The sequence below is a fragment of the Aromatoleum toluclasticum ATCC 700605 genome (assembly GCF_000378245.1).
GTDB classification, from domain to species: Bacteria; Pseudomonadota; Gammaproteobacteria; order Burkholderiales; family Rhodocyclaceae; genus Aromatoleum; species Aromatoleum toluclasticum.
In genome coordinates, this window is the sequence record NZ_KB899498.1 from 103,439 (window position 1) to 130,042 (window position 26,604).

Genomic DNA, 26,604 nt, shown 5'->3' on the forward strand with positions numbered 1-26,604 from the left:
AGGAGACAATAGATGCGACTCGTCACATATCGTGACTCTCACGGCTTTCAGCGTGCCGGCGCGCTGATCGAATCGGATTCGGCGATCGTCGACCTCGCCACGGCTTGCGAAGTCGTAAACGGCCATGGGTCCCCCATCTTCGCGAGCGTGCTCGGTTTGGTCGAGGCCGGTGAGGAGGCACTTGCAGCGGCGCGCGTCCTGGTGCGGAAAGCTCCGTCGGCGGCGGTCATCGCGCGTGAGGGCGTGAAACTGTGCGCCCCCATCCAGCCGCCGCCGCAGATGCGCGACTGCTCCTGTTTCGAGCTACACCTGCGACAGAGCTTCGCCGCAGCGCGGCGCGCCCGCGTGGCGCACTTGCCCGACCCCGAGGAGGCGCTGCGGCAGATGAACACGCGCGCCGACGAACGCGTCATCGAGACCTTCAATCGCCAGCCGATCTATTACAAGTGCAATCGCTTCGCGGTGATCGGTCCCGACGACGACGTCGTGTGGCCGGCGTACAGCAAGGCGATGGACTTCGAACTCGAGCTGGCGTGCTACATCGGCCGCAAGGGGAAGGACGTGCCGCGCGACAAGGCGCGCGATTACATCGTTGGCTACACGATCTTCAACGACATGAGCGCCCGCGATGCGCAGGCCCTCGAGATGCCCGGCATGCTCGGCCCGGCGAAGAGCAAGGACTTCGATACCGGTAACGTGATGGGGCCTTGCCTCGTCACTGCGGACGAGGTGCCCGATCCTTACGACCTGCAGATGATCGCGCGCGTGAATGGTGAGGAATGGGGGCGTGGCACTACCCGAGACATGCGCTGGACCTTCGAGGACGTGATCGCGCACATCTCCCGCTCGGAAACGCTCTATCCGGGCGAAGTGCTGGGCTCGGGCACGGTCGGCAACGGCTGCGGACTCGAGCAGCTGCGCTATCTCAAACCGGGTGACGTGGTCGAACTCGAGATCGAGGCGATCGGCACGTTGCGCACGCGCGTGACGAAGCCGTGACGGGAAGACGCAGGCCTTCGCAATAAGGACGTCAGCCGGTGGGCAACGGCTGCCGACGTACAGGGTGCCGAACACCGGTGCGCGAGCAATTGAACAACCCACAAGAAGTGGCCGTCAGGCCCATCGAACGAGGGTCGTCCTTACGGACGGCTTCACTCCACAGGAGATGACAATGTTGACCAAGGCAAGCTACACGTTGGCGGACGGCACGCCGCTGTCCGATCTGGTTCGCGTCCCGACGCGGGAAGTCCAGATGCGGGCCCTGTCGGATCCGGAGATCTATCAGTTGGAGATGGATCGCGTCTTCGGCAAGACCTGGCTGCTGCTCGGGCACGAATCCGAAGTGCCCAACTCCGGCGACTTCGTCGTGCGCGACATGGGGTCGGACTCGGTCATCGTCGCCCGAGCGAAGGACGGGAACATACACGTCTCGCTCAACGTGTGTCCCCACCGCGGCATGCGCATCTCGACGGTCGACGCGGGCAATACCCAGATTCACAAGTGCATCTACCACGGGTGGGCGTTCAAGCCGAGCGGCGAGTTCATCGGAGCGCCTGTCGAGAAGGAGTGCATGCACGGCAAAATGATGCCGAAGGAGGACCTGGGCCTGCCGCAGGCACGGGTGACGCTCTACGGCGGCATCATTTTCGCGACCTGGGACCTGGAGGGACCGTCGTTCGAAGAATTCCTTGGTGATGCGAAATGGTACTTCGACACCCTGTTCGAGCGCAGCGACAAGGGGCTCGAAGTGCTCGGCCCGCCGCAGCGTTTCATAGTGCGCGCGAACTGGAAAGCCGCGGGCGAACAGTCGGCCGCCGACGGCTACCACACGCTGACCCTGCACCGCTGGCTCGGTGAGGTCGGCAACTACTCCAAGAGTGGCGACGGCGGCAGCGCGGACCTGTCGCCCGAGATGTACGGCGTGGAGGTGAGCTCGCCGCATGGCCATGCGCTGCGCTGCATCGACCTCGGACGCAAGATCAAGAAGCTCTCCGGCCTCGATCCGGCGGAGCTGACGGTGGACCAGAAACTCGAAGCACTGCCGCCGCCGGGGATGACGCGTGAAATGTTGCCTCAGCTCAGGAAGCACCTGAGCGAAGAGCAGCTCGAAGTGATGGTGTCGATGCCGCCGCAGGTGGGCGGGATTTTCCCCAACGTGCTGTTCGCGTTCGTGTACATCCCGCAGGCCGACGGCTCCGTGCTCGGCCTCACGCTGCTGCACGCCTACGTGCCGAAGGGGCCGGATCAACTCGAGTTCGTGAACTGGGTGCTCGCTGAGAAGGATGCCCCGCAGGAGCTCAAGGACAGGATGCTGATGCAGAGCATCCAGTTGTTCGGCACCTCGGGCATGGTCGAGCAGGACGATTCCGATACCTGGCCCCACATGACCCTCGCCGCCAAGGGCGCGCGCGGGCGTCGCTCGACCCTCAAGTACCAGGCGGTGTACGAGACCGGCGCCCCCGCCGGCTGGCCCGGGCCGGGCATCGTCAACGAAGGGTTCACCAAGGACGACACCCAGTGGCACTGGTGGCTGTACTGGAACGAACTGATGAACGCCAAGGCCTGAGCCGTCCGGTCCGACCCAACACCTTCGAAGGAGCGACACATGAGCGCCGCACAACAAGTTGCCGAGAACGCCCCCGTCATCGGAAACCCGATCCCGGTCGGGGCCGAAGTCTATAATCGAATCGTCGGCTTCCTCTACCAGGAAGCGACCCTGCTCGACACGATCCGTCTCAAGGAGTGGGGCGCGACGCTTGCGCCCGACCTGGTCTACACCGTGCCTCTGCGACAGACCCGCCCGATGTCCCAGCAGGCCCAGTCGGTTATCCGCACGGTGCAGCACTACCACGACAACTACCGCTCGATCATGGGGCGCATCATGCGGCTCACCGAGACACGTAGCGCGTGGGCCGAGGATCCCCCGTCACGCACCCGCCGCATGGTGAGCAACGTGCAGGTATTCGCTACCGACAGGCCCGACGAATTCGCGGTCGTGAGCTATCTGCTGCTGACACGCAGCCGATTCGACTTTCCCGATATGGATGTCATCAGCGGCGAGCGCAACGATCTGCTGCGCGTCGATGGCGAGGGATTCAAGCTCGTGCGTCGCGAAGTCATTCTCGACCAGGCGGTGCTGGGCACGCCGAACCTTGCGATCTTCCTCTAGGCAACCCGGGCGCCGCCGGTCCGGTTACGGATCGGACGGTGCCCGTTCTGTCCTTCGGCACGAGGCTGGTACGAGAGCCAGGACGGGGAGCGGAGTAGAAAAATGGCATCAAACGGAAATCACGCGGCGATCGATCTGACCGAGTTCAGGCAGGGCTGGCAGGTCGTTGTTCTGTCGGTGATCGGGGTGGCGATCAGCATCAACGCCGCATTGCTGTATGGCTTCGGCGTCCTGGTGATCCCCCTCGAGCAGGCTTTCGGTTGGGACCGTGGTTCGCTGCAAGCAGCAATCACCTTTCTGTTCGGCGGCGCCGTGCTCGGCCTGCAACTCGTCGGCTGGCTCAACCTGCGTTTCGGCATGAAGCGCGTGACAGTGATTTCGCTGCTGCTGATGGCGCTCGGCTATCTGGCGACGACGCAGATTGGCGGCTCGATCTGGTCGCTCTACGCAGCATTTTTCCTGCTCCCGATCATCGGCATGGGTGCGCTGGCGGTCACCTGGACGCAACTCCTCAATCTCTGGTTCCACCGCAACCGCGGACTGGCGCTCGCGATCGGGCTTTCGGGCACCGGTATCACCGCCGCGCTGGTACCGAGGCTACTGGGCTGGGGGGTCGAGAACTGGGACTGGCGGGCCGCCTTCGTAATCCTGGCGCTGCTCAATGTGCTGGTGGGACTGCCGCTGACCCTATGGTGGTTCCGCCTGCCTGGCGAACGTCCGGTAAGCGGCACGAAGGCAGACGACGGTCCGCCGCTGGTGCGGAGCGGCGTCAGCTTTCAGGAAGGAATGCTCCTGCCGCGATTCTGGATCTGTAACGTGGCGTTGTCGCTGGTCGTGTCGGCGGTGGTGGGCCTCGTCACCAGTACCGTGCCGATGTTGCGAGACAAAGGGCTGTCGGCGGCGGATGCGACCCTGGTCTTCGGTTACTTCGGCATTGCGCTGATTTGCGGTCGCCTGGTGGTCGGCTACCTGCTCGACCGGCTGTGGCCGCCCGGCGTGGCAGCCTTGAGCCTTTCCCTGCCCGGGGTGGGTTGTCTGATCTTCCTGTCGGGAACCACCGATCCGGCCGTCATGAGTCTTGCAGCGGCGCTGGTCGGACTTGGCGCGGGCGCAGAATTCGACATCGCGGCCTTCCTCATCGCACGCTACTTCGGCCTCAAGGACTACGGCCGGTTGTTCGGCGTGCATCAGGGGCTCATCACGGTCGCGTCGGCAGCCGCGCCGCTGATGTTTGCTGCGATGCTGAGTGTCACCGGTACCTACTTTGCCATGCTCGTCTATTGCACCGTGGCCACCCTGCTCGGCGCGTCATTGCTGCTGACGCTCGGGCGCAGTCCCCAGTTTGCCCTGCACGCCGAAGTGCAGCGGGCCTGATTTCATCCCTCTCATCGGAGCCAACAAATGCCCACGATCACTTTCATCGAACACAACGGCACCCGGCACGAAGTGCACGCCGACGTCGGCCAGTCGGCCATGCAGGCCGCGACCTTTGCCGGCGTTCCCGGCATTCCCGGTGACTGTGGCGGCGCCTGCGCCTGCGCCAGCTGCCATGCCTACGTCGACGACGCCTGGGCGGGGCGTTTTGCGCCCGCCGAAGGTACCGAATACGACATGCTGGAGAACGTCGTCGAGCGCCAGCCCACCAGTCGGCTTACGTGCCAGCTGGTCGTCGGAGCGGACATGGACGGCCTCACGCTGCGGCTGCCGGCTGCGCAGTTCTGAAGACGGCGATCTGAAAAACGATAAGGAGACGGGAAGATGTCGCTCGATTCAGTGGTGATCGTGGGGGCGGGGCACGGGGGCGTGCAAGTGGCGATTTCGCTGCGCCAGGAAGGGTTCGGGGGCCGCATCGTGCTCGTGAACGACGAGCCCGGTCTGCCTTACCAGCGACCGCCCCTGTCGAAGGCCTACCTTCTCGGCAAGATCAACGCCACTGCGATGCTCTTCCGGCCGGAGACCTTTTACGCGGATCAGCGCATCGAGCTCGTCCATGATCGGGTAGCGGCGATCGATCGGCAGAACCGTCGTGTCATGCTCGACTCGGGGAGTGCGCTCGACTTCGGCCATCTGGTGCTCGCGACCGGCGCCCACAATCGGCCGCTCAACGTGCCGGGTTCGACGCTGGGCGGTATCTTCGGCATCAAGACCAAGGCGGATGCCGATTTCCTGTCGCCGCTGGTGAAGCAGGCCAGGAACGTCGTCGTGATCGGTGCCGGCTTCATCGGTCTGGAGTTCGCTGCGGTGGCGGCGGCCGAAGGAGCTGCGGTCGAAGTGCTTGAACTCGGCGACCGCCCGATGGCACGGGCAGTGTCCCCGCAGATGTCGGAGCTCTTCCGTGCCGCACACGAAGGCTGGGGCGTGAAGTTCAACTTCCGTACCGGTCTGGCGGAGCTGGAAGGCGAGGGCGGCAAGGTGAGTGCCGTGACGACATCGAATGGACGACGTCTGCCTGCCGAGTTGGTCGTCTTCGGCATCGGCGTGATTCCCAACGTGCAGCTCGCGCTCGAGGCCGGACTCGACATCGATAACGGGATTCGCGTCAACTCCAGTCTCCTCACTTCGGACCCCCACATCTCCGCGCTGGGTGACGTCGCCGCCTTCCCGTGCGTGCAAAACGGCGAAAATCTCACGCGCCTGGAGTCCGTGCAGAACGCCGTCGACCAAGGCAAGCTCATCGCGGCCCGCCTCGTGGGCAAACCCGCACCCTACACAGCGCTGCCCTGGTTCTGGACCGACCAGGGCAATCTCAAGCTGCAGATCGCCGGTCTGTCGATCGGGGCTGACAACTACGTGACGCTGGGCGATGCCGCCGCGCAACAGCTCTCGGTGCTGTGCTTCCGCGGGGAGGAGCTGATCGCGGTCGAGTCCTGCAACCGCCCCGGCGACCACGTGTTCGCACGCAAGATCCTCGCACGCCCCCCGGCGTTGACGCCCGCTACCGCCGCTGCCCCCGATTTCGATCTGAAAGCCTGGGAAGCGGCCAACCGGCCCTGATCGTCCGGTGTGCTACTCGGCGCGATCGCACGTCGGCATCCGCCGCATGTCGGTCGCGCCGAAATCTGCAGCGTGCTTACTCCGCGAAAGAGTGGAGCCAGGACTGGTCGTCGCGGCAAAGGCTTTCCGGATGTGCGGTGAAGTCCCAGGTCGAGCCCACGATGCGAATCGCCTGGGGCGCGCGTTCGGGTTGCTGCACGAAGCAACGGCCGCTCGGGCGGGCGTGCAAGTCCTTGTCGATGTCCCGCAGACGTCCGAGGGCGATCAGCGCACAGCGGCGCAGCACGAGGGCCGCTTCCGCCTCGTCGGGCGCGAGACTGCTCAGCGCCCAGCGCGCCATGCCCTGGCTCATGTCGACGCCGGCATAGGGCGAGGGGGACACGATCGTACGGTCCTGCACTTCCCAGTCGAGCCGCAAGCCGTCGTCACGGACCAGACGGGCGTGCGAACGGCCGTCGACATGACGGGGAACTTCGATGTCGAAGCGGCGATGGGAGATGCCGCGCGCCGCTGCGGCGATCGCGAGGCCGGCGAGGTCGAACATGTGCGTGCATTGCAGGCGGGCGTCGGTATGGCGGGTTACTGCGCTGGCGATGGGGTCCAGTTGCATGCCGCGTAGTGCGTTCAGCGGTGCGGCGGCATTCGGGCACTCGGTGAACGGATGTCGCGGAGCCTCGGCGGAGATTTCGATCACGCGGCCGAGGCGATGACGCAGCGCGACGCGGAAGTGGTGAAAGTCGTCTTCGAGGACGGCACGGACTTCGCCCTCATCGCTGGTCTGGCGGCCTTCAAGCTGGATCCGTCGGCAAAAGGAGGGCATTGCAATGGCTTCCGTTGGGGAGTGTTTCTTTCTTCTTAAAGTGTACAATAACAAAAATAGTGTGCAATAACGCCAGGGGACGAAAATGGGCTTGCTGAAGGACAAGGTTGCGTTGATTACCGGGGCCGGCGGCGGCATCGGCCGCGGCGTGGCACACAGCTTCGCGCGCGAGGGGGCTGCCGTGGTGATCGCGGAGATCAACGAAGAGACTGGAGCCCTGGTGGCGCGCGAGATCGAGGAGCTGGGCGGGCGGGCGCTGTTCGTGCGTACCGACGTGATGCAGAAGGCGTCCGTGACGGGCGCGATCGAGGCGGCAGTGGCCCATTTCGGCGGGCTGGACATCCTCGTGAACAACGCCTTCGTGCCGACGCCGAACGTGCGCCTCGAAGACAAGACGGACGAAATGCTCGAGCAGACGCTGACCTCGACGATCAAGGCGTCGTGGTGGGCGATGCAGGCATCGCTGCCGCACATGCGGGCGCGCGGGGGCGGGAAGATCGTCAATTTCTACTCGATCGACGTCGAGATCGGCGCGTGGCTGCATGCCGACTACAACACGGCGAAGGGCGGCATCGTCGGCCTCACGCGCAGTGCGGCGGCGGAATGGGGGCGCTTCAACATCACGGTGAATGCCGTCGCCCCGACCGCGATGGGCGCGACCTTCCACAAGCTGGCCGCGGAGAACCCCGGTTTCGCCGAACGCTCCGCCGCGATGCGCCCCCTCGGCCGGTGTGGCGATCCGGAACTCGACATCGGCCCCGTTGTGGTCTTTCTCGCATCGGACATGTCCCGCTATGTCACCGGCGAAATGTTGCATGTCGACGGCGGGCTGCACTTGCCCGGCTACAACTCGCGTCCGGCGGATGTGCCGGTGCGCGAATACTGAATCGAATTTCTGACGGGCCCTGCGGTTCGCCCCGCGGTCCGTCCATTCCCAAGGCACACGCATGAACGACGAAGCCGAGACAGTCGCTGAAGACGGACCGGTAATGGAGTCCGCTCGGCGCAATCGCCGCTCGGACGCGACCATTGCACGAATTCTGGCATCGACGGAAAGGATCATCCTCCAGGGAGGTGCCGAGCGCATTTCCATCATCGACGTGTGCGACGACGCAGGTGTCTCGCGGGGCACGTTCTACCGCTATTTCTCGTCGCAGGACGATCTGCTCGATGCGTTTTCGCGCCACAAACGCGAGGGTTTTCACCGGGCGATGCAGGAAGTGACCGCCCCTTACGACGACCCCGACGAGAAATTTCGTGCCCTGATCGGTTACCTGGAGCACTACGCGGCGCACGGACAGGCGCGGCGTCTGCTGGTGGTGGCGCCCGATTATGCGATGGGCTTTTTTCGCCGCGTCTTCAACGACGCGCGCGTGCGCTTGCAGGATGTCCTCAGGGCCGTGTTCGACGCGTGGGATGGGCGTCTCGGCATCAGCATCGATCGCGAGCTCGTGTGCGAAATGCTGATCCGCTACGTATTGAGCGAACAGCTCGTCCCCAATGAGCGCGTAAACGAAGGCACGGCGCGCATCGAGCGTCTCGTGCGCTCGCTGATCGGTTTTCCTGCCACCAAGGGCGATGAGGCTGTCGAGGTGGCTGCGCCGGCACGTTCCACGGGCTCTCGACGCCGCGAAAAAGAAAAAACATAAACAGATTTGCAAAATCTGTTTATGTTTGGCATGATGAATCTCATCGTTGCAAAGACACCGGTCGAGTGTCGCAGGCAGGAGACAAATCCCCGATAGCCAGGCGAGGTCCGTCCGGCGCATCGAAGCTCCCGTCCGCGATTGCGGCACTCGGCAGGTTCAACCAACCTGCACTGGGAGACACCACATGCTCATCGACCTCCACGCCCACGCCCCCCATCCGGATTACTACGACCAGCACCCCTATTGGGGGCCGGCTTTCGAATCGCAGCCCGACGGCGACATCAAGCTTCGCGTCGGCGACTGGATCCTCACGCTCGGTGCGCCCGAGCGAAAAGCCGCCTTGCGCAAGGCGAAGGCCGAAGGCAATGCCCTGAACGTGCAGGACTACATGAGCCGCTGGCGCGACCCCAAGACCCGTCTGGCGGGGATGGATGCAGCCGGCCAGAACGCCCAGGTCGTCTCGGTGCCTTCGCATTGCTACATGTACTGGACTGAGCTCGACTATGCGATACCGTTCTCGCGCAAGGTCAACGACGTGCTCGCCGAGTACTGCTCGGCGGCGTCCGACCGGCTGATGTTCTGGGCGCAGGCGCCCCTGCAGGATCCGAAGGAGGCAGCCAAGGAAATTCGCCGTGCGTGCACCCAACTGGGCGCAAAGGGTCTGGGTGCGGGCGGTTCGAATTTCGGCGGCCTGGAGTTCGATTCGCCTGAGATGGATCCGGTGTGGGAGGTCCTGTGCGACCTCGACCTGCCGATGTTCGTGCATGGCTACAACCAGTCGGTGACGTGGGGCAAGAAGGCCAACACCGACCGCTACGAAACCACGGCCATCGTCGGCATGAACTACGACGAGACCAAGGCCTTCTGGTACCTGGTGAACGGTGGTGTGTTCGACCGCTTCCCCAAGCTCAAGGTCTACATCACGCACGGCGGTGGCTATGTGCCTTATCAGCTCGGCCGCCTGGCGCAAACCAACCCCAACCTCGACACGTACCACAACAAGAAGCCTGTGCTGGAGTACATGCGCAACTTCTGGTTCGACGTGGAACTGCACGAACTGCCGATGCGTCAGGCGCTGATCGACGTCATCGGCGCCGACCGCATCCTCTACGGTTCGAATTTCGGAGGCAGTGATGCGGTGCGTCACGACCTCACCGAAGGCCTGCGCCTTTCGGAGGAGGATCTGCAGAAGATCCGCTGGAAGAATGCCTGCGAACTGCTCCACCTCGATCCGGCGAAAGTGGGCGCCGTCGCAAAGGCCGAGGTGGCGGCATGAAACTCGCGCGCTGCAGTGGTGGCGGCGCGCCATTCTGGGCCGTCGTCAATGCCGAGGCCCGCACGGTCACACCGATCGTCGGCAGCTTCGCGGATTGGGGACCTGCGCTGACCCGCGCGATTGCCGCGGGGCAGGGCGGAGCAGCACACTCGGTGCTGACGCCCGGCGGCGATGCCCGGTCGCTCGATTCGGTGCGGCTGCTGCCGCCGATCGAGCCGGTCAATCGGGTCGTCGTCGCGGGCGCGAATTACGCGAAGCATTTGGCCGACGACTTCGGTCTGAAGTCTCCCCCGCAGCCGATCGCCTTCCTCAAGGCCTACGGCGCCCTGATCGGTGCCAATGATCCGATCCGCTATCCGCCGCTGACGAACGAACTCGATCACGAGGTCGAACTTGTCGTCATCGTGGGGGAGGTGCCGGTCAACCCGGAAGACCCGCTCGCCAGCGTTCTCGGCTATGCCGTGGGCAACGATGTATCGGCGCGCGACCTGCAGCGCAGCGGTCCGGCCGGCATCGGCATGGATCTCTTTGCGGCGAAAAGCCAGGACCGCAGCACCGGAGTCGGTCCGTGGATCGTGACGCGCGACGAGTTCCCGGGCGGCAGCCCGAAGCTGCGCCTGACCCTGAAGGTGAACGGCGAGACGCGCCAGGACGGCAATACCGGCGAGATGACGTGGAACGTCGCGCAACTGGTGAAGTTCGTCGAAGAGCGTTCCAGTTTCGCGCCCGGCGACATCATGTTTACCGGATCGCCGGCCGGCGTGGGTCAGGGTACGGGCCGATTCCTCAATCCCGGCGACGTCGTTGAAGCCGGAATCGAGGGGATCGGGACGATCACGAACGTCGTCGGGCCCAAACCCGGCGTCTGAGCAAGGAGGCAAGACAAATGCTCGACAAGAATCACAAGGTTGTGGTGGTCGGCGCGGGCCTGATGGGTACCGGCATCGCCCATGCGTTCGCGAGCAGCGGCTTCGTGACGCAACTGGTGGATACCAGCGCCGAGGCACTCGCCAAGGCGGAGAAGAACATTCACGGCATCCTGGATGGTGGCGTGAAGCTCGGGAAGCTCGCCGTGGATGTGGCCGACGCCGCCAAGGCACGTCTTTCCACGAATACCGTGTTGAAACAGGCTGCCGAGGGGGCTCACCTGCTGGTCGAGACCGTCTCTGAGAATCTCGCGGTCAAGAAGGCGGTGTTGGGCGAGGCGGTTCCCGTACTGGCCGCGAACGCGGTGATTGCGACCAACACATCGGCGCTCAGCGTCACCGAGATTGCAGCGTCGGTGCCGTGTCCCGAGCGCGTCATCGGCATGCACTTTTTCAACCCGGTGCACAAGATGAAGCTCGTTGAGCTGGTGCTCGGTATCGCGACCGACGAAGCCACCGTCGCGACAAGCCGCGAATGGTGCGACGCGATCGGCAAGACCTCGATCCTGGTGAATGAGTCCCCCGGCCTGACGACCAGCCGCATGTCCGCGATGCTGGGGAACGAAGCGATGTGGATGCTGCAGGAAGGCACTGCCAGTGCCGAGGACATCGACACCGCGCTGCGGATGGGTTTCAACCACCCGATGGGGCCGCTCGAGCTGGGTGACCTGACCGGTTGGGATACGCGCCTGTCGGTGCTGCGCTACCTCCATTCGACGCTCGGCGAGAAGTTCCGTCCCTGCCCGCTGATCATCAAGATGGTGGCGGCCGGCCGCTACGGGCGCAAGACCGGGCACGGAGTATACAAATATGACGAGACTGGCCAGCGCGTTCCGGGCTCGGGCCTGAAGGCGAGCAATCTATGAGCGACGTCTTCATAGTCGAGGCCGTCCGCACGCCGGTCGGCAAGTACCGGGGGAGTCTGGCCGGCGTACGCGCGGATCACCTCGGCGCCCACGTCCTCAACGCCGTGGTCGAGCGCGCGGGCATCTCGGCGGCCGAGGTGGACGACGTCATCTTCGGCTGCGTCACCCAGGTCGGCGAACAATCCGCGAACATCGCGCGCACCTCCCTGCTGGGGGCCGGCTGGCCGGATGCGATTCCCGGCCTCACGATCGACCGCAAGTGCGGCTCCGGCGAGGCCGCGGTACACGTCGCCGCAGGACTGATTGCCGCCGGATCGGCGCAGGTCGTCGTGGCGGGCGGTGCCGAGAACATGAGCCGCGTGCGCATGGGCGGCAACCGCGAAATCTACGGCGAGCCCTTCGGCTGGCTGGCTTCCGAGCGCTACGAGCTGACCAGCCAGGGTGAGGCGGCCGAGCGGGTCGCGGACAAATGGGAATTGACCCGCGCCCAGCTCGACGCCTTCGCGGTGGAGAGTCACCGCCGCGCCGCGGCCGCGGCCGAAGCGGGATATTTCCGCAAGGAGATCGCGCCGGTGCCTGTCGCCGCGCTCAAGGATAGGGACTACGTCGAGCCCGCGCCGGAAGTCTTCGCTGCGGACGAAACGATTCGCCCCGGCACCAGTGCCGAGAAGCTTGCCACGCTGAAGACCAGCTTTCGCGACAACGGCAAGATGACCGCCGGCAATTCGTCGCAGATCTCCGACGGTGCGGCGGTGCTGCTGCTGATGTCTGCAGAGGCGGTCGAGCGGCTCGGCGTAAAGCCCCGTGCACGCATCCGCGCCTTCACCACGGTCGGCTCCGACCCGACGCTGATGCTGACTGGGCCGATTGCCGCAACCCGGAAGGTGCTCGCCCAGGCCGGGCTGAATGTCGAGGACATCGATCTGTTCGAGATCAACGAGGCGTTCGCGCCGGTGCCGATGGTGTGGATGAAGGAGCTCGGTGTGTCGCACGAGCGGCTCAACGTCAATGGCGGAGCGATCGCCCTCGGGCATCCGCTCGGTGGAAGCGGCTCGCGCATCATGACCTCGCTGCTGCACGAACTGGAACGACGTGAAGCCCGCTACGGCCTGCAGGCGATCTGCTGTGCAGGTGGCATGGGCACGGCGACGATCATCGAGCGCATGTAAGCGTGCGCCGCGGCAGGCAAACGACAGGAGAGACGACATGAACATCGACCTTAGCGACCGGCGCGTCATAGTAACCGGCGCCTCACGCGGCATCGGGCGTGCGATCGCCCGTGCCTTCGCTGCGGAAGGGGCGCGCGTTGCGATCTGCGCACGCACTCCCGAAGCGGTCGAAGAGACTGGCAGGGAGCTTGCGCAGCAGGCCCAGGCGGTCATCGCGCGCGCGGTGGACGTGACCGACACGCCGGGTGTGAAAGCCTTTGTGGATGAGGTCGCCGAAAGCTGGGGCGGGGTCGATGTCCTGGTTAACAACGCCGGGCAGGGGAGGGGGGGGAATCTGGACACGCTCACCCCCGAGGCGATCCTCGAGCACGCCAACATTCTCCAGATGGGGCACTTCCGCTTCGTGCAGGCGGTGGTGCCGTACATGCGCCGGCAGCGTTGGGGTCGCATCATCGAGATCAACGCGCTGGCCGGTGCGATCCCGACTCCGGACGGCATCCCGTCGGTCATCAATCGTGCGTCCTGCCTCGCGCTCTCCAAGTCTCTCGGGATGTCGCTCGCTAAGGAAAACATCCTCGTCAACTCGCTGAACATGGGGTGGATCGACACCGGCCAGTGGGAGCGCCATTTCAGGGAGGTCGGCCCGGGGGTCTCCCGTGAGGAGTTCAACGAGATGGTCCTCAAGGTGGTGCCGATCGGGCGTTTCGGCAAGCCCGAAGACGTGGCAGGCATGGCGCTGTTCCTCGCCAGCGACTACGCCAGCTTCATCAGCGCGGCCTCGATCGATATCGCCGGCGGGCTGCAGGGCCAGATCGCGTACTACCCGACACTCAAGCGCGATTTCACCGAAGCGGTGAAGCGGCGCAACGAGGGCTCGGCGACAGTCTGATTCGTCGGTGCCGAACAGCATCGGCGCGTGATTTGACAATGGCAAATGAATTGTTGGGTAGGCGGTTGATGCGGGGTGAAATTCTAATTAGAGAATTGATGTTCGAGTGTAGAATTTTAAGAAATTACTAGCTACAATTCAGTTGTGTGAAAACCCGCCGTACCGGGACACAGCGATCGATCTGAAAACAGGCCGGATTCGCCCACCAATGAGGCGTGAAAAGACAAGGTCAGGGCGTCACGGTCATCGATATAACCAGAGGAGACAAATTCATGAATAATGGGAGCAGGTCTGTCCGTACCCGGTTCGTGCTGCGAGGCGTCACTGCCGCGCTTGCACTTGCGTGGGTGGGGGGGGCGTCGGCGTTTGAGGTCGAAACCGGCAACCCGGACGTCAAGATGCGTTGGGATAACACGATCCGATATACGGCGGGCGTGCGCGTCGAGGATCAGGACAAGAAGCTGATGCGCAATCCGGTCTATGACGAGGGCGACAGCAAGTTCGATCGAGGCGACATCGTGACCAACCGTCTCGATCTGCTCTCCGAATTCGACGTGAGCTATCGCGGCAAATTCGGCGCTCGTGTGACCGGTGCGGCGTGGTACGACCATGCCTACGACGATCATTCGGTGACTGCGCCGACCGGCACTGCCACCGCCTATCGCAACGACAAGTACAACGGCACGGTCAAGCGCTACGTGAATGGTCCCTCGGGCGAAATCCTCGACGCCTTCGTCTGGACCAACCTCGATCTCGGCAAGGTGCCGCTCAACCTGAAGGTCGGTCGCCAGACCAACGTGTGGGGCGAAGGCCTGCTGATCGGTGCGCATGCAATCTCTTACGGACAGTCCCCGGTCGACGGCGTGAAGGCCGTAACCAACCCCGGCATCGAGACCAAGGAAGTTTTCCTTCCGATCGGCCAGGTGCATGCAAGTGCCCAGCTCACGGACAGTGTGACCGTCGTCGGGCAGTATTTCTACGACTGGGAGCCTACCCGCGTACCGCACGCCGGCACTTACCTGATGGGTGCCGACACCGCACCTTCGTCCGATAACCTTTCCTTCGGGATCGGCCAGCTCAAGGCCTCGATCATCGACGCGAAGGAGCCGAGCAAGCGCGGCAATTGGGGTGTGGGTGCGCGCTGGAATGCCGAGGCGATCGAGTCGACCTTCGGTGCCTACTACCGCAAGTTCGACGACTACGCGCCGGAACTCGGTGTGCAGCTCTCGGACTTCGTTCGCCTCGGTCCCGCCGTATTGCCCAGCAAAGCACGCTTCCTGTATCCCGAGGATATCGAGCAATACAGTGTGAGCTTCTCGCGTGTGATCGGTGGCGTAAGCGTGGGTACGGAGTTGTCGTACCGCAAGAACGGGCCTTTGAATACGCCGGCGTCGCATACGCTCGACTCGGGCGCGCGCGGCGACACCTGGCATGCGGTGGTGAATGGCGTTTATCTGTTACCGCAGACGCCGATGTGGGATACCGGGACATTGATTGCGGAGATCGCATACAACCGACTCGATCGCGTGACCGAGAACGAGCAGCTGTATCGCAAGGTCGGTGCGGCAAGTTGCGTCAATTCGGCAATCGGACGGCCGGGGACCGGCAGCAAGCGCGACGGCTGTTCGACCGTCGATGCCCTGCAGCTCGCCTTCAGGTTCTCGCCGCAATATCTCAACATCTTTCCGTCATGGGACCTGGCGGTGCCGGTCAGCATCAACTACGGGCTTTCCGGAAACGCACCCTCTTCAGGTGGCGGCACAGAGGGTGAGCTGCGTTGGTCGATCGGTACCACCTGGACCTATGCGTCCAAGTACGAATTCGCCCTCAACTACTCCGACCGCACCCTGCCAGTGCGCAAGGGCGTCGTTCGCGGCGAGGAACGGATTACCGGCGGTGCGGCCCACAGCAACTCTTCGGTTGGTGTGATCGACCGTGGCTGGCTGTCCTTCACGTTCAAGACGGCTTTCTGACAGGCCGCAAACAGGAGACGAGAGACATGAAGATGCGCAATTTCGTATGGGCCGCCGCGGCGGTCCTCTCGAGCCACGCGATGGCCGCAGTTACGGCAGAAGAGGCGAAACAGCTCGGTGCGACGCTGACCAAGTACGGCGCGATCCAGGCGGGTAACAAGGAAGGGACGATCCCGGAATACACCGGGGGGCTGACCAAGGCTCCGGCCGACTTCAAGCCCGACAGCGGTTTCTGGGCCGATCCGTTCAAGGACGAGAAGCCCTTGCTCCGGATCGACGGCAAGAACTATCAGCAGCACGCGGACAAGCTGTCGGAAGGGCAGAAGGAGCTTTTGAAGAAGTACCCGAGCTTCTATATGGATATCTATCCGTCGCACCGTACGGCGTCTTATCCCGCCAAGATCCTGAACAACACGGTGCGCAATGCGACGACGTGCAATACCGCCAAGAACGGGCTCTCCGTCGAGGATGCATGTCGGGGTGGTCTGCCGTTCCCGATTCCCAAGACTGGCTACGAGGTGATGTGGAATCAGCAGCTTCGCTACAAGGCCGATACGACCACCAAGTCGTCGCGCTCGTGGGTCGTGGACTCCAACGGCAAGGTGGTCATGGCGGCCCAGCAGAAGACGATGGAAGAGACGCCTTACTACCATGACGATCTGGACGGCCGCGACGCAAAGCTCTACTGGCGCACCTACTCCGTAACGCAGGCGCCGATCCGCAAGGCCGGCGAGGCGACCGGCCTCTCGGACTTCCTCGATCCGACCGAGAAGCCACGCCGCGCGTGGAGCTACACGCCGGGCCAGCGCCGCATCAAGCTCGCCCCGGAGTTCGCCTATGACACGCCGGTCGCGAGCATGGGCGGCGTCACGCTGTTCGACGAGCTCTTCGTATTCTCGGGACAGATGGACCGTTTCGAGTTCAAGCTGGTCGGCAAGAAGGAGATGTACATCCCCTACAACGCCTACAAGCTTTATTTCGGTTGTGGCGTCGAAGAACAGTTCATGGACAAGCACCCGAATCCGGCCTGCTGGCGTTGGGAGCTTCACCGCGTCTGGGTCGTGGAAGCGACGCTGAAGCCGGGCGTCCGCCATGTGTACGCCAAGCGCATGTACTACTTCGACGAGGACACATACGGCGCAGGCCTGTACGACGCGTTCGACCAGAGCGGCCAGTTGTATCGCTCGATCTTCAACTCGATGGTTCAGCTGTACGACGTCCAGGCGCCCTACACCGTGAAGAACGTGGTGTATGACTTCAACAAGGGCATGTACGCGCTGGTGAACGACGGCCTGGTGGGCGGTTACGGCGTCCTGAAGGCGCCGATGGCCAACCGCGAACTCAACCCCGAGGCAATCGTCGCGCAGGAAACCGCGCGCTGATCGTCAGCCCTCATGTGGAAGCGGGCAGTGCGGCTTGCCGTGTTGCCCCTTCCGGTTCCGGCTCACTCCAGATAGATCCCCCCGCCCGGTGTTTGTTGTGGCCGGGGGGATCGCATCGACAAGGAGTTGTCTCTTGAATCGCGTTACCCGTTCGATCTCCCGTTCCGTGGTCCCGGGCCGGCGTCTGCGTCTGACCCTTGCGGCAGCGGTTCTCGGCGCGGCAGGCGTGGCGCTCGCCACGGGTTCCGCCGTGCGCGACGTATTGGCCGTCCCGGCGGTGATCTCGCCCCAGTCCTTGCGGGGTGCCATGTCAGGTATCGCCAGCAAGGATGGGCACGCCCTGGCGGTCGGACCGCGCGGGATCATTCTGCTGTCACGCGACGCCGGTCGGAACTGGTCCCAGATCGTCGCGCCGGTGAGCGCAGACTTGACGACGGTGCGCTTCGGGGCGGGCAGCACCGCATGGGCACTCGGACACGATGCAGTCGTCCTGCGTTCAGATAATGGCGGGGAAACCTGGTCGCGGGTGATGGACGGTCATGCGCTCTTCGAACTGCTCTCGAAACACTACGGCGCTTCGGCCAATGCGGGCAATGAAGAGGCGGGACGCGTGTTGCGGGACGTCGAGATGGCGGCCGAGCAGTCTGCGACGCCTGGCGTGCTGGCCTATCCGTTTTTCGACATCAACGTAAATGAGCGTGGCGAGGGTTTTCTGGCCGGCGCTTTCGGTCTGCTGCTGCATACGACGGATGGTGGCTCCACCTGGGAGCCCTGGATCGAGCGCGCGGACAACGGGCGTCGCATGCACCTGTATGCGATCGAGCCGACGCCCGACGGTGGGGTGTTTCTTGCCGGAGAGCAAGGTCTGGTGCGTCGCCTGGATCGGGACGCGGCCCGGTTCAGGACCGTTGAAACGCCCTATAACGGCACGTATTTCGGCATCACGGCAGGGCACTCGAAGCTGATCGCCTACGGGTTGCGCGGCAATGCGTTTATCAGCCGCGATGGGGCGGCGAGCTGGTCGTCTCTCGCCATGGGCAGCGATGCGAGCGTTGTCGCCGCACTCGACCGCGGCGCGGGACGATTGGTGTTCGTGATCCAAACGGGTCAGGTCCTGCTTAGTAATGACGATGGGGCGAGCGTGACAGCGCTCGAGGTGCCACGCGGCGGGGAGGTATTCGCCGCCGCGATGGCCGGCCCGGAAGAGCTCCTGCTCGCCCGGGTCAATGGCGTTGATCTGATCCGTTTGCCCCTCCGGTAACGGCCTCTCCCGATACTGAAATTTGCGAGACACAGCATGGCAGGCCACAGCGAACAAAGAGTGATGCCGGTGATTCGGGACCTGAAGGACTTCGATCTCGGTTCCGGCAGCGTGCTCGAGCGCATCATCTTCAACAATCGCATCGTCGTGCTCCTGGCATGCCTTGTGGCGACTCTCGTACTCGGCTTCGCCGCGACGCGCATCGAGGTCAATGCGAATTTCGAGCGGATGATTCCGCTCGACAGCCCGTACATCAAGAATTACCTGGATAACAAAAGCGAGTTACCGGGACTGGGCAACACGATCAGGGTCGTCGTGGAGAACAAGTCGGGGGACGTCTTCGACCCCGGGTACCTCGACGTGCTCAAGAAAGTCAATGATGACCTTTACCTGATTCCCGGCGTCGATCGTTCGTGGATGAAGTCGATCTGGATGCCGATCGTCCGCTGGCGGGAGGTGACCGAAGACGGCATCACCGGCGGTGCGGTCATGCCCGCGAGCTTCGACGGCAGCGCGAACGAAGTCGCGAAACTGCGCGAGAACATCGGCAAGGCGGGCATCGTCGGCAGCCTCGTCGCGAATGACATGAAGTCGAGCATGATCGTGGCGCCGCTGCTGGATATTCATCCGAAGACTGGTGAAGCGCTGAATTACGGTGAGTTTGCGGACGCTCTCGAAGCGAAGATCCGCACCTACGAGAGTGACACGGTCGGCATTCACATCGTCGGCTTTGCGAAGATCGTCGGTGATCTGATCGCGGGCCTGCGCGAGGTGATGGTGTTCTTCGCGGTGTCAGTCGTCGTTGCCGCGTTCTTCGTCTATCTCTACACCCGCTGCGTGCGCAGCACGATGCTTCTCGTGACGGTCGCCGTGATCGGCGTGGTGTGGCTGCTCGGGCTGATGCAGTTGCTCGGGTATGAGCTCGATCCGTATTCGATCCTGGTGCCTTTCCTGATCTTCGCCATCGGGCTGTCGCACGGCGCGCAGAAGATGAACGGCATCATCCAGGACATTGGCCGCGGCACCCACAAGTACGTCGCGTCACGCTACACCTTCCGGCGCCTGTTCATGGCCGGTCTCACGGCACTGCTGGCGAACATCGTCGGCTTTGCTGTACTGATCATCATCGACATCCCGGTTATCCGCGACTTGGCCCTGACCACCAGCGTCGGCGTTTCGGTCCTGATCTTCACGAAGCTTTTCCTCATCCCGGTCGCACTCTCCTATCTCGGCGTCAGCGCATCGGCCATCCGGCATGCCACGGCGGACGACATGAAGGCGGGCGGCCGACGTTCGTTGCCGGGGCGGATCTGGCACGGTTTGGACGAACTCACCGAGCGGAGGTGGGCGATTCCGGTCATCGCCATTGCCGCGATCGTGACCGTCGTCTCCGCAATCGTCATGCAGGACCTGCGCATCGGAGATCTGGATGCCGGGGCACCCGAACTTCGGCCCGAGTCGCGCTACAACCGCGACAACGCATACATCACGGAACACTACGGGCTCTCGAGCGACCAGTTCGTGGTCATCATGAAGACCAGCGACGAGGGCTGTCGCCTGTATTCCAACCTGCAGAAGATGGACGGGCTGGCACAACTGCTGCGGCAGGATCCGGCGGTCCAGACGACGACCTCACTGGCCGAAACGGTGCGTTTCGTGACCTCGGCGATGTTCGAGGGCAGTGGCAAGTGGCTCACGATCAGCCGTAACCAGTCGATCACGGACGGCTCCGTGTCGGCAGCCGTCATCGCGACGCCGGACATCACGAACCAGAGTTGCTCCGTGTCGCCGCTGGTGGTGTACCTGAAGGACCACAAGGCCGATACCCTGGCGCGCATCCTGCAGACCGCGGAAGCGTATGCGGCCGCAAACGACTCGGCGCCCGATGCGAAGGAGCCGGTGCAGTTCCTGCTGGCTGCGGGCAGCGCGGGGATCGAGGCGGCGACCAACATCGAGGTGCAGAAGAGCATCGTCACGATGTATCTCGCGGTCTATGGTGCAACGGCGCTGCTGTGCCTGATCACGTTCCACAGCGTTCGCGCGACGATCGTCGCACTGATCCCACTCGTCATCACCACGATCCTCTGCAAGGCGCTGATGGTGTGGCTCGGGATCGGACTCAAGGTCGCGACCCTGCCGGTCATCGCGGTCGGCGTCGGTGTCGGCGTCGACTACGCGCTTTATCTGCTGAGTGTGCAGATTGCCGTCCAGCGTCGTGGGGGAAGCTTGCGCGATGCCTATCGCAAGTCGCTCGACTTCACCGGCAAGGTGGTCGCGCTAGTGGGACTCACGATGGCTGCCGGCGTGATCACATGGGCATGGTCGCCGATCAAGTTCCAGGCCGACATGGGGATCCTGCTGACCTTCATGTTCCTGTGGAACATGCTCGGTGCCCTGATCCTGATCCCGGCGCTGTCGCATTTCATGCTCAACCCGCGCGAACCGAGCAGCGCACGCGGAGCTCTCTTGCGCGCGGCGGCCTGATTCCTCAAGAAATTCAAGAAAGCCGACATCGCCCGGGCGGGCGACTGGCGGACAAGACAGACCACAACTGGAGACAAGACGATGTTCGACCTCTTGCTGAGTGCCGACATGATGCTGGCTGATCCCGACGACATGGCTGCGCGGCTGGTGAACAAGCTCGGCGTGCATGGCCATCCGAACTGGCGTCAGGCGTTCGACGACCATCCCTACATCGCGCATTTCCTGCGCGTGCACAAGTCGCTGGCGGTGTCTCCGACCCGGCTCGAACCGCAATGGCATCTGGATCGCGAGAACCCCGGCGACCCGATGTTCCACGAGTTCCTCGAAAGCCTGAAGGACTACCAGGGACGCCATCGTCCGATGCTCACCCACTCGGTCGTGCTCGCGCTGCAAGGGCCGAAATTCGACGCCTTTGTCGACAAGCTGATGCGGCGCGGGTTGCCGTTCCGGATGGCCCAGCGCACGCCGGACATGCCGTTCGACCGGTTGTGGCTCGGCGCGACGCCCGAGCGGTCGCGTTACACCCCGGTGGTCGATGGCGGCCTGTGCATCGAGGTGATGCCGACCGAACCGCTGCAGATGCCGTCCGAGACATTCGCCGCGCAACCCATGCAGCCGCGCGACCCGAAGCCGGGCGACATGGTGCGCGTCAGCGCGCGCGGGTTCCTCGTGCGCGATCTGGACGAGACACTGCGCTGCTGTTCGAAAAATCTCGACTGGGAGCCGAGCGGCGAAGTCGAAGCGCTGCACCGCGAGGGATACCGCCGCGCGACGATGCCCTTTACCGTGGCCAACAGCGCCAGCCTCGACGTGATCCAGCCCAGCCGCTGGAACAGCGACGCGGGCCTGTACCTGAACAACTGGGGGCCGGGTCTTTACTACATCCGTATCGCAGTGAATGGCCTCAAGGCCAAGGCCGAGGACTTGCGCGCGCGCGGGACCCGTTTCCAATGGATCGAGGAGTCCGAAGCCGTCGGCGGTGGCGCGATGATCCGGATCGACCCGAGCGAGATGCGCGGGCAGCTCATCGAGTTCGAGGAGGTCTGACATGGCATCCGACCTTGCGGTCAAGAACGCGGGCGCCGAATCGATGGCGGTCCCGCTCAACGACGCCGTGGCCGTGGAGCGTCAGGGCAGCATCGGCTGGATCATGCTGACCCGTCCGGCCCAGATCAATGCCATCAACGACGACATTCGCACCGGCGTTCCGCAGGCTCTGCGGGATCTCGAGGCAGACCCGTCGATCCGCGTGATCGTCATTCGCGGGGATGGCCCGCGGGGCTTCTGCGCGGGCGCCGACATCAAGGAACAGCGTGGCCCCGAGACCTCGATCGAAGTGCGCCGGCGCATGCAGGGCGCGCGCTGGGTCGAGGCGTTCGATGCGGCCGAGAAACCCACGATTGCGGCCATTCATGGCTATTGCATGGGAGGGGGCATGGAGCTCGCCCTTGCTTGCGACATCCGCTTTGCCACGCCCGACGCGGTTTTCAGTCTGCCTGAGACTGCCCTGGGCCTGATTCCCGGCGGCGGGGGAACCCAGCGCCTGCCGCGCGTGGTGGGGCCGGGTCGGGCGATGGACCTGCTGCTCACCGGTGACCGTCTGAGCGCCGATGAAGCGAAGGCGATCGGGCTGGTCACGCGGGTGGCGAGCGCGCCGGACAAGCTGGTGGAAGAGGTGCGTGCCTTCGCGATGCGCATCGCCTCACGGGCGCCGGCGGCGACGCTGTGCGTGAAGCGCGCTGCGCGTGCCGCACTCGACGTGGACCTCAAGAAGGGCTTGGACCTCGAGCTGGATCTTTTTGCACTGCTCAAACCCAGCGACGACGCGAGGGAGGCGGCGACCGCCTTTCGCGAAAAGCGCGAACCGCGCTTCACCGGTCGCTAAGCGACGCGCTCCGCGCAGACAAGAATCAGGAGACAGACAGATGAGCGAGCGAAAACTGGATGGCCGTGTCGCGATCGTGACCGGTGCGGCCGGCGGCCTCGGCGCCGAATCGGCCCGCGTGCTGGCGATGCACGGTGCGAGTGTGGCAATCACGGACATCGATCTCGACGGCGCACGCAAGGTGGCCGCCGAGATCGAGTCCGGCGGTGGGCGTGCGTTTGCCGTGCAGGCCGACGTGTCGTCCGAGGCGGATGTCGCGGCGATGGTCGCGGCGGTGGTGGACCGCTTTGGGCGAGTGGACGTCCTGTACAGCAATGCGGCGATCCTGAGCGTCGAGCAACGCCAGCGCGACCGCGACGTTGCCAACATGGACGTCGAGGCGTGGGATTGCGCGATGGCGGTGAATCTGCGCGGTGCGATGCTGTGCGCCAAGTATGCGATTCGCGAGATGCTCAAGCAGAAGAAAGGCTCCCTGATCTTCGCGACCTCCGGGCTCGGCGCCCAAGGCGACCTGTCGCTGTCGGCCTACGCCGCCTCGAAGGCGGCGCTGATGATGCTCAGCAAGTCGATCGCGACCCAGTACGGCAAGGAGGGCATCCGCTCCAACGCGCTGCAGATCGGGCTCGCGCCAGCAGAGAATGCCCATGGGAGCATGCCGCCGGCCGTGATCCAGATCATCCGCGACAACCACCTCACGCCCGATGTCGGCACCCCGCGTCAGATCGCCGACGTGGTGGCCTTCCTCGCGTCCGACGAGTCGTCCTTCGTGACCGGCACGACGTTGGTCGCCGATGGCGGTTTCTCATGCCACACGCCCTCGCTTGTCGCGATGAAGGCCCTCTTCGCGCAGACCGGCGCGAAGAGTATGTAAGGGGTCGTCCATGAAAGCAGCTGTCATCAGCGAGCGGGGTGCCGCTCCGGTCGTGCAGGAGTTTCCGGAACCGGCGCCACAGGAAGGCGCCGTCCTCATCGACATGGACACGGCAGGGCTCGGGGGCTGGGACGTACTCGGCGCGTACCGGCTGGGCGTGCAATACCCGTGCGTGATCCGCGGCGAAGGCGTGGGCAGGGCACCGGACGGCCGCCGCGTGTATTTCGGCGAGCGCTCGGTGATGCCCTTCGGGGCGTGGGCAGAGCGTACGCTGGTGCCGGCCGATGAGGTCTGGGACGTGCCCGACGACGTCGACGACAAGACCGCGATCACGATGGGTATCGCCGCCACCGGCGCACTGGTGCCGCTCGAGCAGGCCAACATCCAGCGGGGTGAGCGGGTGCTGGTGCTCGGTGCCACCGGCACACTAGGGCAGGTCGCGCTGCAACTCGCCCGCTATCTCGGCGCGGGCAGGGTCGTCGCGGCCGCACGCTCCGCCGAGACCCTGCAGCGCCTGAAGACGCGCGGGATTGCCGACGAAGTCGTGGCGCTCGGTAGCGAGAACGATGTCGCGGCGTTGAAGGACGCGGCGGGCGACGGTTTCGACGTCGTGCTCGATCTGGTGTGCGGGCAGCCGATGCTCAACGCCCTCAAGGCGACCCGATGGGGCGCACGCATCATGACGATCGGCACAGGTGCGGGGCGTCAGATCAATCTCGACATCGCCGATCTGCTTTTCCGCACGCTGTCATGCGTAGGTACGGGGCAGCGCCCGCCGGCCGATCGCCACGCGATCTGGGAGCGCCTGCTGCGCATCGCACACGCAGAGAATATCCAGGTCGACTACGCCGACTACACGCTGGATCAGGCCGCCGAAGCTTGGGCGTCGCAGATTGCCGGGCCGCACGCGAAGATCACCGCGCGAATCAGGGGCTGAGCGGCAAGGGGCAGGGGAGGCTGGGCATGGGACGATGGTGGGCGGTCGCGCTGTCCGAGGCGGTGCACGGTGACAAGGCGCTCGCGGTGACTTGCGAAGGCGAGCAACTCGCCGTGTTTCGCGACGGGAAGGGCGCCGTGTTCGCGCTGGAGGACCGGTGCCCGCACCGGCGTGTGCCGCTGTCGCCCGGGCCCGTGAAACCCGGTGGTCTTCAGTGCCCCTACCACGGTTGGACCTTCGACGGCGCGACGGGCCTGTGCAATGACATTCCCAACCTGCGTCGCGATGAGCGGGTGCCGGCGCGTTATGCGGCGCGCGCCTTTCCGGCGGCCGAGGCGAACGGCTTCATCCACGTATGGCGGGGGGCGGGAACGCCCGCCGCCGTATTGCCCGGCGCGTGGTATCGCGCGGCAGGTCGCGAACAGACCGGTTCAGCGGTGGCCAATATCGCGTTCGACCAATATCTCGACGTGATGCTCGACGGCCCGGAATGCCTGCTTTCCTTCCCCGGCGTGCACATCACCGATTTCTTCCTCGGCGATCCGCGCCGCGACGGCGAGCATCTTGTCCTCGATCGAGGCGCGGTGTGGAAGGGCAAGGGAAATGGGCCGGCCTTCGTGCGAGACCATTCGCTCTGGGTACGTACTCGCGTACCGGTAAGGGGCGGTGACATTCGCGTGGAACTCCTCAGCGCCGAAGAAGATCCGCTCGTCACGATCTTCATCGCTGCCAGCGAGAACAGGCGGGGTACCACCAGTCTGGTCTGGCGCGGTTTTCTTCATGCCATGGCAGCGCCGCTGCCGTGGCGGTGGCGGACGGCGCGGGCTATCGGACGTGCTCCGTTCGCAATCTTCCCCCATATCGACGGCGCAGCCGTGGCGGCACTCGAAGTCGCACCGTCACGAGATCGCAGATTGGCGAAGACCGATACGAGGATGCCGGCCGAGCGCGTGGTGCCGGTGCAGGAGAGGTGCGCAGTATGAGCGAAGTCCCGATGATGGATGCGGCAGGGCGCGAAGCGGAGGCGACCTCCAAGCGCGACTGGGTACCGGTCAATCTCGATCTGCGCGACACCTGGTTTCCGGTCGCCTACAGTGCCGACATCGGCGAGCGGGCGGTACGCCGTATCGTCCATGCGCAGGACGTATATCTATGGCGCGACGGCGGGAGGTTATATGCGGCGGAGTTTCGCCCCGACCGCCTTGAAGCGATGCGCGCCGGCGCAAGTGCCTTCACGAACGGCTCCGGTTTCTATCCGGCTGTCGAGCGCTACGGGTATATCTGGGCGTGGTACGGAAACCCCGATAACGTGCACGAGGAACTGATCCCGAACATCCCCTTCCTGCCCCCCGATGGTCAGGGGATCCCCCGCTACACACAGCGCGCGGTGCGCTTTGATGCGGCCTCGCCGCTGTCCGTCGAGAACCTCATCGATCTGACACATGCCGACTTTTTGCATGCCAACGCGATCGGTGACGGCCAGTCCGAGAACGATGTCGTCGAGGTCCATTCGACCTCCGAGACGGTGACTCGCATCCGCAACGTCACCCGCAAGTCGGTGGCACCGGTGATGCGCTGGATCGGAGGCGTACGCGCCCAGTACCAGGATCTGCGCGCAGTGCTGCATGTCCATCTGCGCAACAACGTGTGCATCTCTTACCCGAACTTCACCCCGGGCTACCCGATTCCGAACGTGCAGCCCTTTGTGCCTGTCGGCAAGCACCGTTCTCGTGTTGACCAGACGAACTACACTGTCCACGCGCCGGCACCGTTTCGCTGGCTGATGCCGCGCATCTCCTACGTGATCCAGCCACAGGACAACTCGGTGCTGCGCCCTCAGAACGCGCGCTATTTCGAGTCCACCGAACGCCGCGACCTGAGCTCGCGTTTCGACGGCCCCGGCAATCGCTACCGATTGCTGATGATGCGTCTCGCCGAGAGGCAGCAGCGCGGGGACTTCGGCTACGGCGCCGATGCTGACCCGAGTGCCGACATTTCGGCAGTGCTCGGCATGCGGGGCTGATTTCTGCAATCCGGACTCCGTCCCGGTACA

At 64.3% G+C, this 26,604-nt stretch carries 24 protein-coding genes; 23 read left to right on the forward strand and 1 reads right to left on the reverse strand.

Annotated elements, in window-relative coordinates; translation table 11 throughout:
* Positions 1 to 12 precede the first annotated feature (12 nt).
* The 6 genes from F464_RS0114805 (at position 13) to F464_RS0114830 (ending at position 6,163) form a co-directional block, all read left to right on the forward strand.
* On the forward strand, positions 13 to 999 hold the full coding sequence (locus tag F464_RS0114805) for a fumarylacetoacetate hydrolase family protein (protein WP_018990613.1): 987 nt from the start codon (positions 13 to 15) through the stop codon (positions 997 to 999).
* A 172-nt stretch (positions 1,000 to 1,171) separates the two neighbouring features.
* Complete coding sequence (locus F464_RS0114810) at positions 1,172 to 2,566, forward strand: aromatic ring-hydroxylating dioxygenase subunit alpha (RefSeq protein ID WP_018990614.1); 1,395 nt, start codon at positions 1,172 to 1,174, stop codon at positions 2,564 to 2,566.
* Positions 2,567 to 2,605: 39 nt separating this feature from the next.
* Entirely contained in the window at positions 2,606 to 3,169 is a 564-nt protein-coding gene (locus tag F464_RS0114815) for an aromatic-ring-hydroxylating dioxygenase subunit beta (protein ID WP_018990615.1), read from the forward strand.
* A gap of 102 nt (positions 3,170 to 3,271) precedes the next feature.
* Positions 3,272 to 4,543, forward strand: a complete 1,272-nt coding sequence (locus F464_RS0114820) for an MFS transporter (protein WP_018990616.1) — start codon at positions 3,272 to 3,274, stop codon at positions 4,541 to 4,543.
* 27 nt (positions 4,544 to 4,570) lie between these two features.
* Positions 4,571 to 4,891: a 2Fe-2S iron-sulfur cluster-binding protein gene (locus F464_RS0114825; protein ID WP_018990617.1), complete on the forward strand. Its 321-nt coding sequence runs from the start codon at positions 4,571 to 4,573 to the stop codon at positions 4,889 to 4,891.
* A 36-nt stretch (positions 4,892 to 4,927) separates the two neighbouring features.
* Positions 4,928 to 6,163, forward strand: a complete 1,236-nt coding sequence (locus tag F464_RS0114830) for an NAD(P)/FAD-dependent oxidoreductase (protein WP_018990618.1) — start codon at positions 4,928 to 4,930, stop codon at positions 6,161 to 6,163.
* 76 nt (positions 6,164 to 6,239) lie between these two features.
* Here F464_RS0114830 and F464_RS0114835 read toward each other — a convergent pair whose 3' ends face one another.
* Positions 6,240 to 6,983, reverse strand: a complete 744-nt coding sequence (locus F464_RS0114835; RefSeq protein ID WP_018990619.1) for a DUF2889 domain-containing protein — start codon at positions 6,981 to 6,983, stop codon at positions 6,240 to 6,242.
* An 85-nt stretch (positions 6,984 to 7,068) separates the two neighbouring features.
* Between F464_RS0114835 and F464_RS0114840 the strand changes: the two genes are divergently transcribed.
* The 17 genes from F464_RS0114840 (at position 7,069) to F464_RS0114920 (ending at position 26,574) form a co-directional block, all read left to right on the forward strand.
* The gene (locus F464_RS0114840) at positions 7,069 to 7,869 is read left to right on the forward strand and encodes an SDR family NAD(P)-dependent oxidoreductase (protein WP_026296017.1); all 801 of its coding nucleotides are present in this window, start codon (positions 7,069 to 7,071) and stop codon (positions 7,867 to 7,869) included.
* A gap of 61 nt (positions 7,870 to 7,930) precedes the next feature.
* The gene (locus tag F464_RS28670) at positions 7,931 to 8,632 is read left to right on the forward strand and encodes a TetR/AcrR family transcriptional regulator (RefSeq protein WP_018990621.1); all 702 of its coding nucleotides are present in this window, start codon (positions 7,931 to 7,933) and stop codon (positions 8,630 to 8,632) included.
* 184 nt (positions 8,633 to 8,816) lie between these two features.
* Complete coding sequence (locus F464_RS0114850; protein ID WP_018990622.1) at positions 8,817 to 9,908, forward strand: amidohydrolase family protein; 1,092 nt, start codon at positions 8,817 to 8,819, stop codon at positions 9,906 to 9,908.
* The gene (locus F464_RS0114855; protein WP_018990623.1) at positions 9,905 to 10,777 is read left to right on the forward strand and encodes a fumarylacetoacetate hydrolase family protein; all 873 of its coding nucleotides are present in this window, start codon (positions 9,905 to 9,907) and stop codon (positions 10,775 to 10,777) included. Before F464_RS0114850 ends, F464_RS0114855 begins: the two co-directional genes overlap by 4 nt.
* 17 nt (positions 10,778 to 10,794) lie before the next feature.
* Entirely contained in the window at positions 10,795 to 11,700 is a 906-nt protein-coding gene (locus F464_RS0114860) for a 3-hydroxyacyl-CoA dehydrogenase (RefSeq protein WP_018990624.1), read from the forward strand.
* The gene (locus F464_RS0114865) at positions 11,697 to 12,869 is read left to right on the forward strand and encodes a thiolase family protein (protein WP_018990625.1); all 1,173 of its coding nucleotides are present in this window, start codon (positions 11,697 to 11,699) and stop codon (positions 12,867 to 12,869) included. The genes F464_RS0114860 and F464_RS0114865 overlap by 4 nt, the downstream gene beginning before the upstream one ends.
* 37 nt (positions 12,870 to 12,906) lie before the next feature.
* The gene (locus F464_RS0114870; RefSeq protein WP_018990626.1) at positions 12,907 to 13,758 is read left to right on the forward strand and encodes an SDR family oxidoreductase; all 852 of its coding nucleotides are present in this window, start codon (positions 12,907 to 12,909) and stop codon (positions 13,756 to 13,758) included.
* Positions 13,759 to 14,030: 272 nt separating this feature from the next.
* Positions 14,031 to 15,731, forward strand: coding sequence for a DUF1302 domain-containing protein (locus tag F464_RS0114875; RefSeq protein ID WP_026296018.1), 1,701 nt, complete (start codon positions 14,031 to 14,033; stop codon positions 15,729 to 15,731).
* Positions 15,732 to 15,757: 26 nt separating this feature from the next.
* The gene (locus F464_RS0114880; protein WP_018990628.1) at positions 15,758 to 17,113 is read left to right on the forward strand and encodes a DUF1329 domain-containing protein; all 1,356 of its coding nucleotides are present in this window, start codon (positions 15,758 to 15,760) and stop codon (positions 17,111 to 17,113) included.
* A 133-nt stretch (positions 17,114 to 17,246) separates the two neighbouring features.
* Complete coding sequence (locus tag F464_RS0114885) at positions 17,247 to 18,374, forward strand: WD40/YVTN/BNR-like repeat-containing protein (RefSeq protein WP_018990629.1); 1,128 nt, start codon at positions 17,247 to 17,249, stop codon at positions 18,372 to 18,374.
* A gap of 36 nt (positions 18,375 to 18,410) precedes the next feature.
* A complete protein-coding gene (locus F464_RS28675) occupies positions 18,411 to 20,858 on the forward strand; it encodes an efflux RND transporter permease subunit (protein WP_040395208.1) in 2,448 nt (815 codons plus the stop codon).
* A gap of 81 nt (positions 20,859 to 20,939) precedes the next feature.
* A complete protein-coding gene (locus F464_RS0114895; RefSeq protein WP_018990631.1) occupies positions 20,940 to 21,905 on the forward strand; it encodes a VOC family protein in 966 nt (321 codons plus the stop codon).
* Position 21,906: 1 nt separating this feature from the next.
* Complete coding sequence (locus tag F464_RS0114900) at positions 21,907 to 22,743, forward strand: enoyl-CoA hydratase/isomerase family protein (protein ID WP_018990632.1); 837 nt, start codon at positions 21,907 to 21,909, stop codon at positions 22,741 to 22,743.
* Between the two features lie 40 nt (positions 22,744 to 22,783).
* Positions 22,784 to 23,614 carry an SDR family NAD(P)-dependent oxidoreductase gene (locus tag F464_RS0114905; protein WP_018990633.1) on the forward strand — a complete coding sequence of 277 codons (831 nt, stop codon included), beginning with the start codon at positions 22,784 to 22,786 and terminating at the stop codon, positions 23,612 to 23,614.
* Between the two features lie 10 nt (positions 23,615 to 23,624).
* Positions 23,625 to 24,551, forward strand: coding sequence for a quinone oxidoreductase family protein (locus F464_RS0114910; protein ID WP_018990634.1), 927 nt, complete (start codon positions 23,625 to 23,627; stop codon positions 24,549 to 24,551).
* Positions 24,552 to 24,577: 26 nt separating this feature from the next.
* Positions 24,578 to 25,534, forward strand: coding sequence for a Rieske 2Fe-2S domain-containing protein (locus tag F464_RS0114915; protein WP_018990635.1), 957 nt, complete (start codon positions 24,578 to 24,580; stop codon positions 25,532 to 25,534).
* Positions 25,531 to 26,574, forward strand: a complete 1,044-nt coding sequence (locus tag F464_RS0114920) for a hypothetical protein (protein WP_018990636.1) — start codon at positions 25,531 to 25,533, stop codon at positions 26,572 to 26,574. Before F464_RS0114915 ends, F464_RS0114920 begins: the two co-directional genes overlap by 4 nt.
* Positions 26,575 to 26,604: the final 30 nt, after the last annotated feature.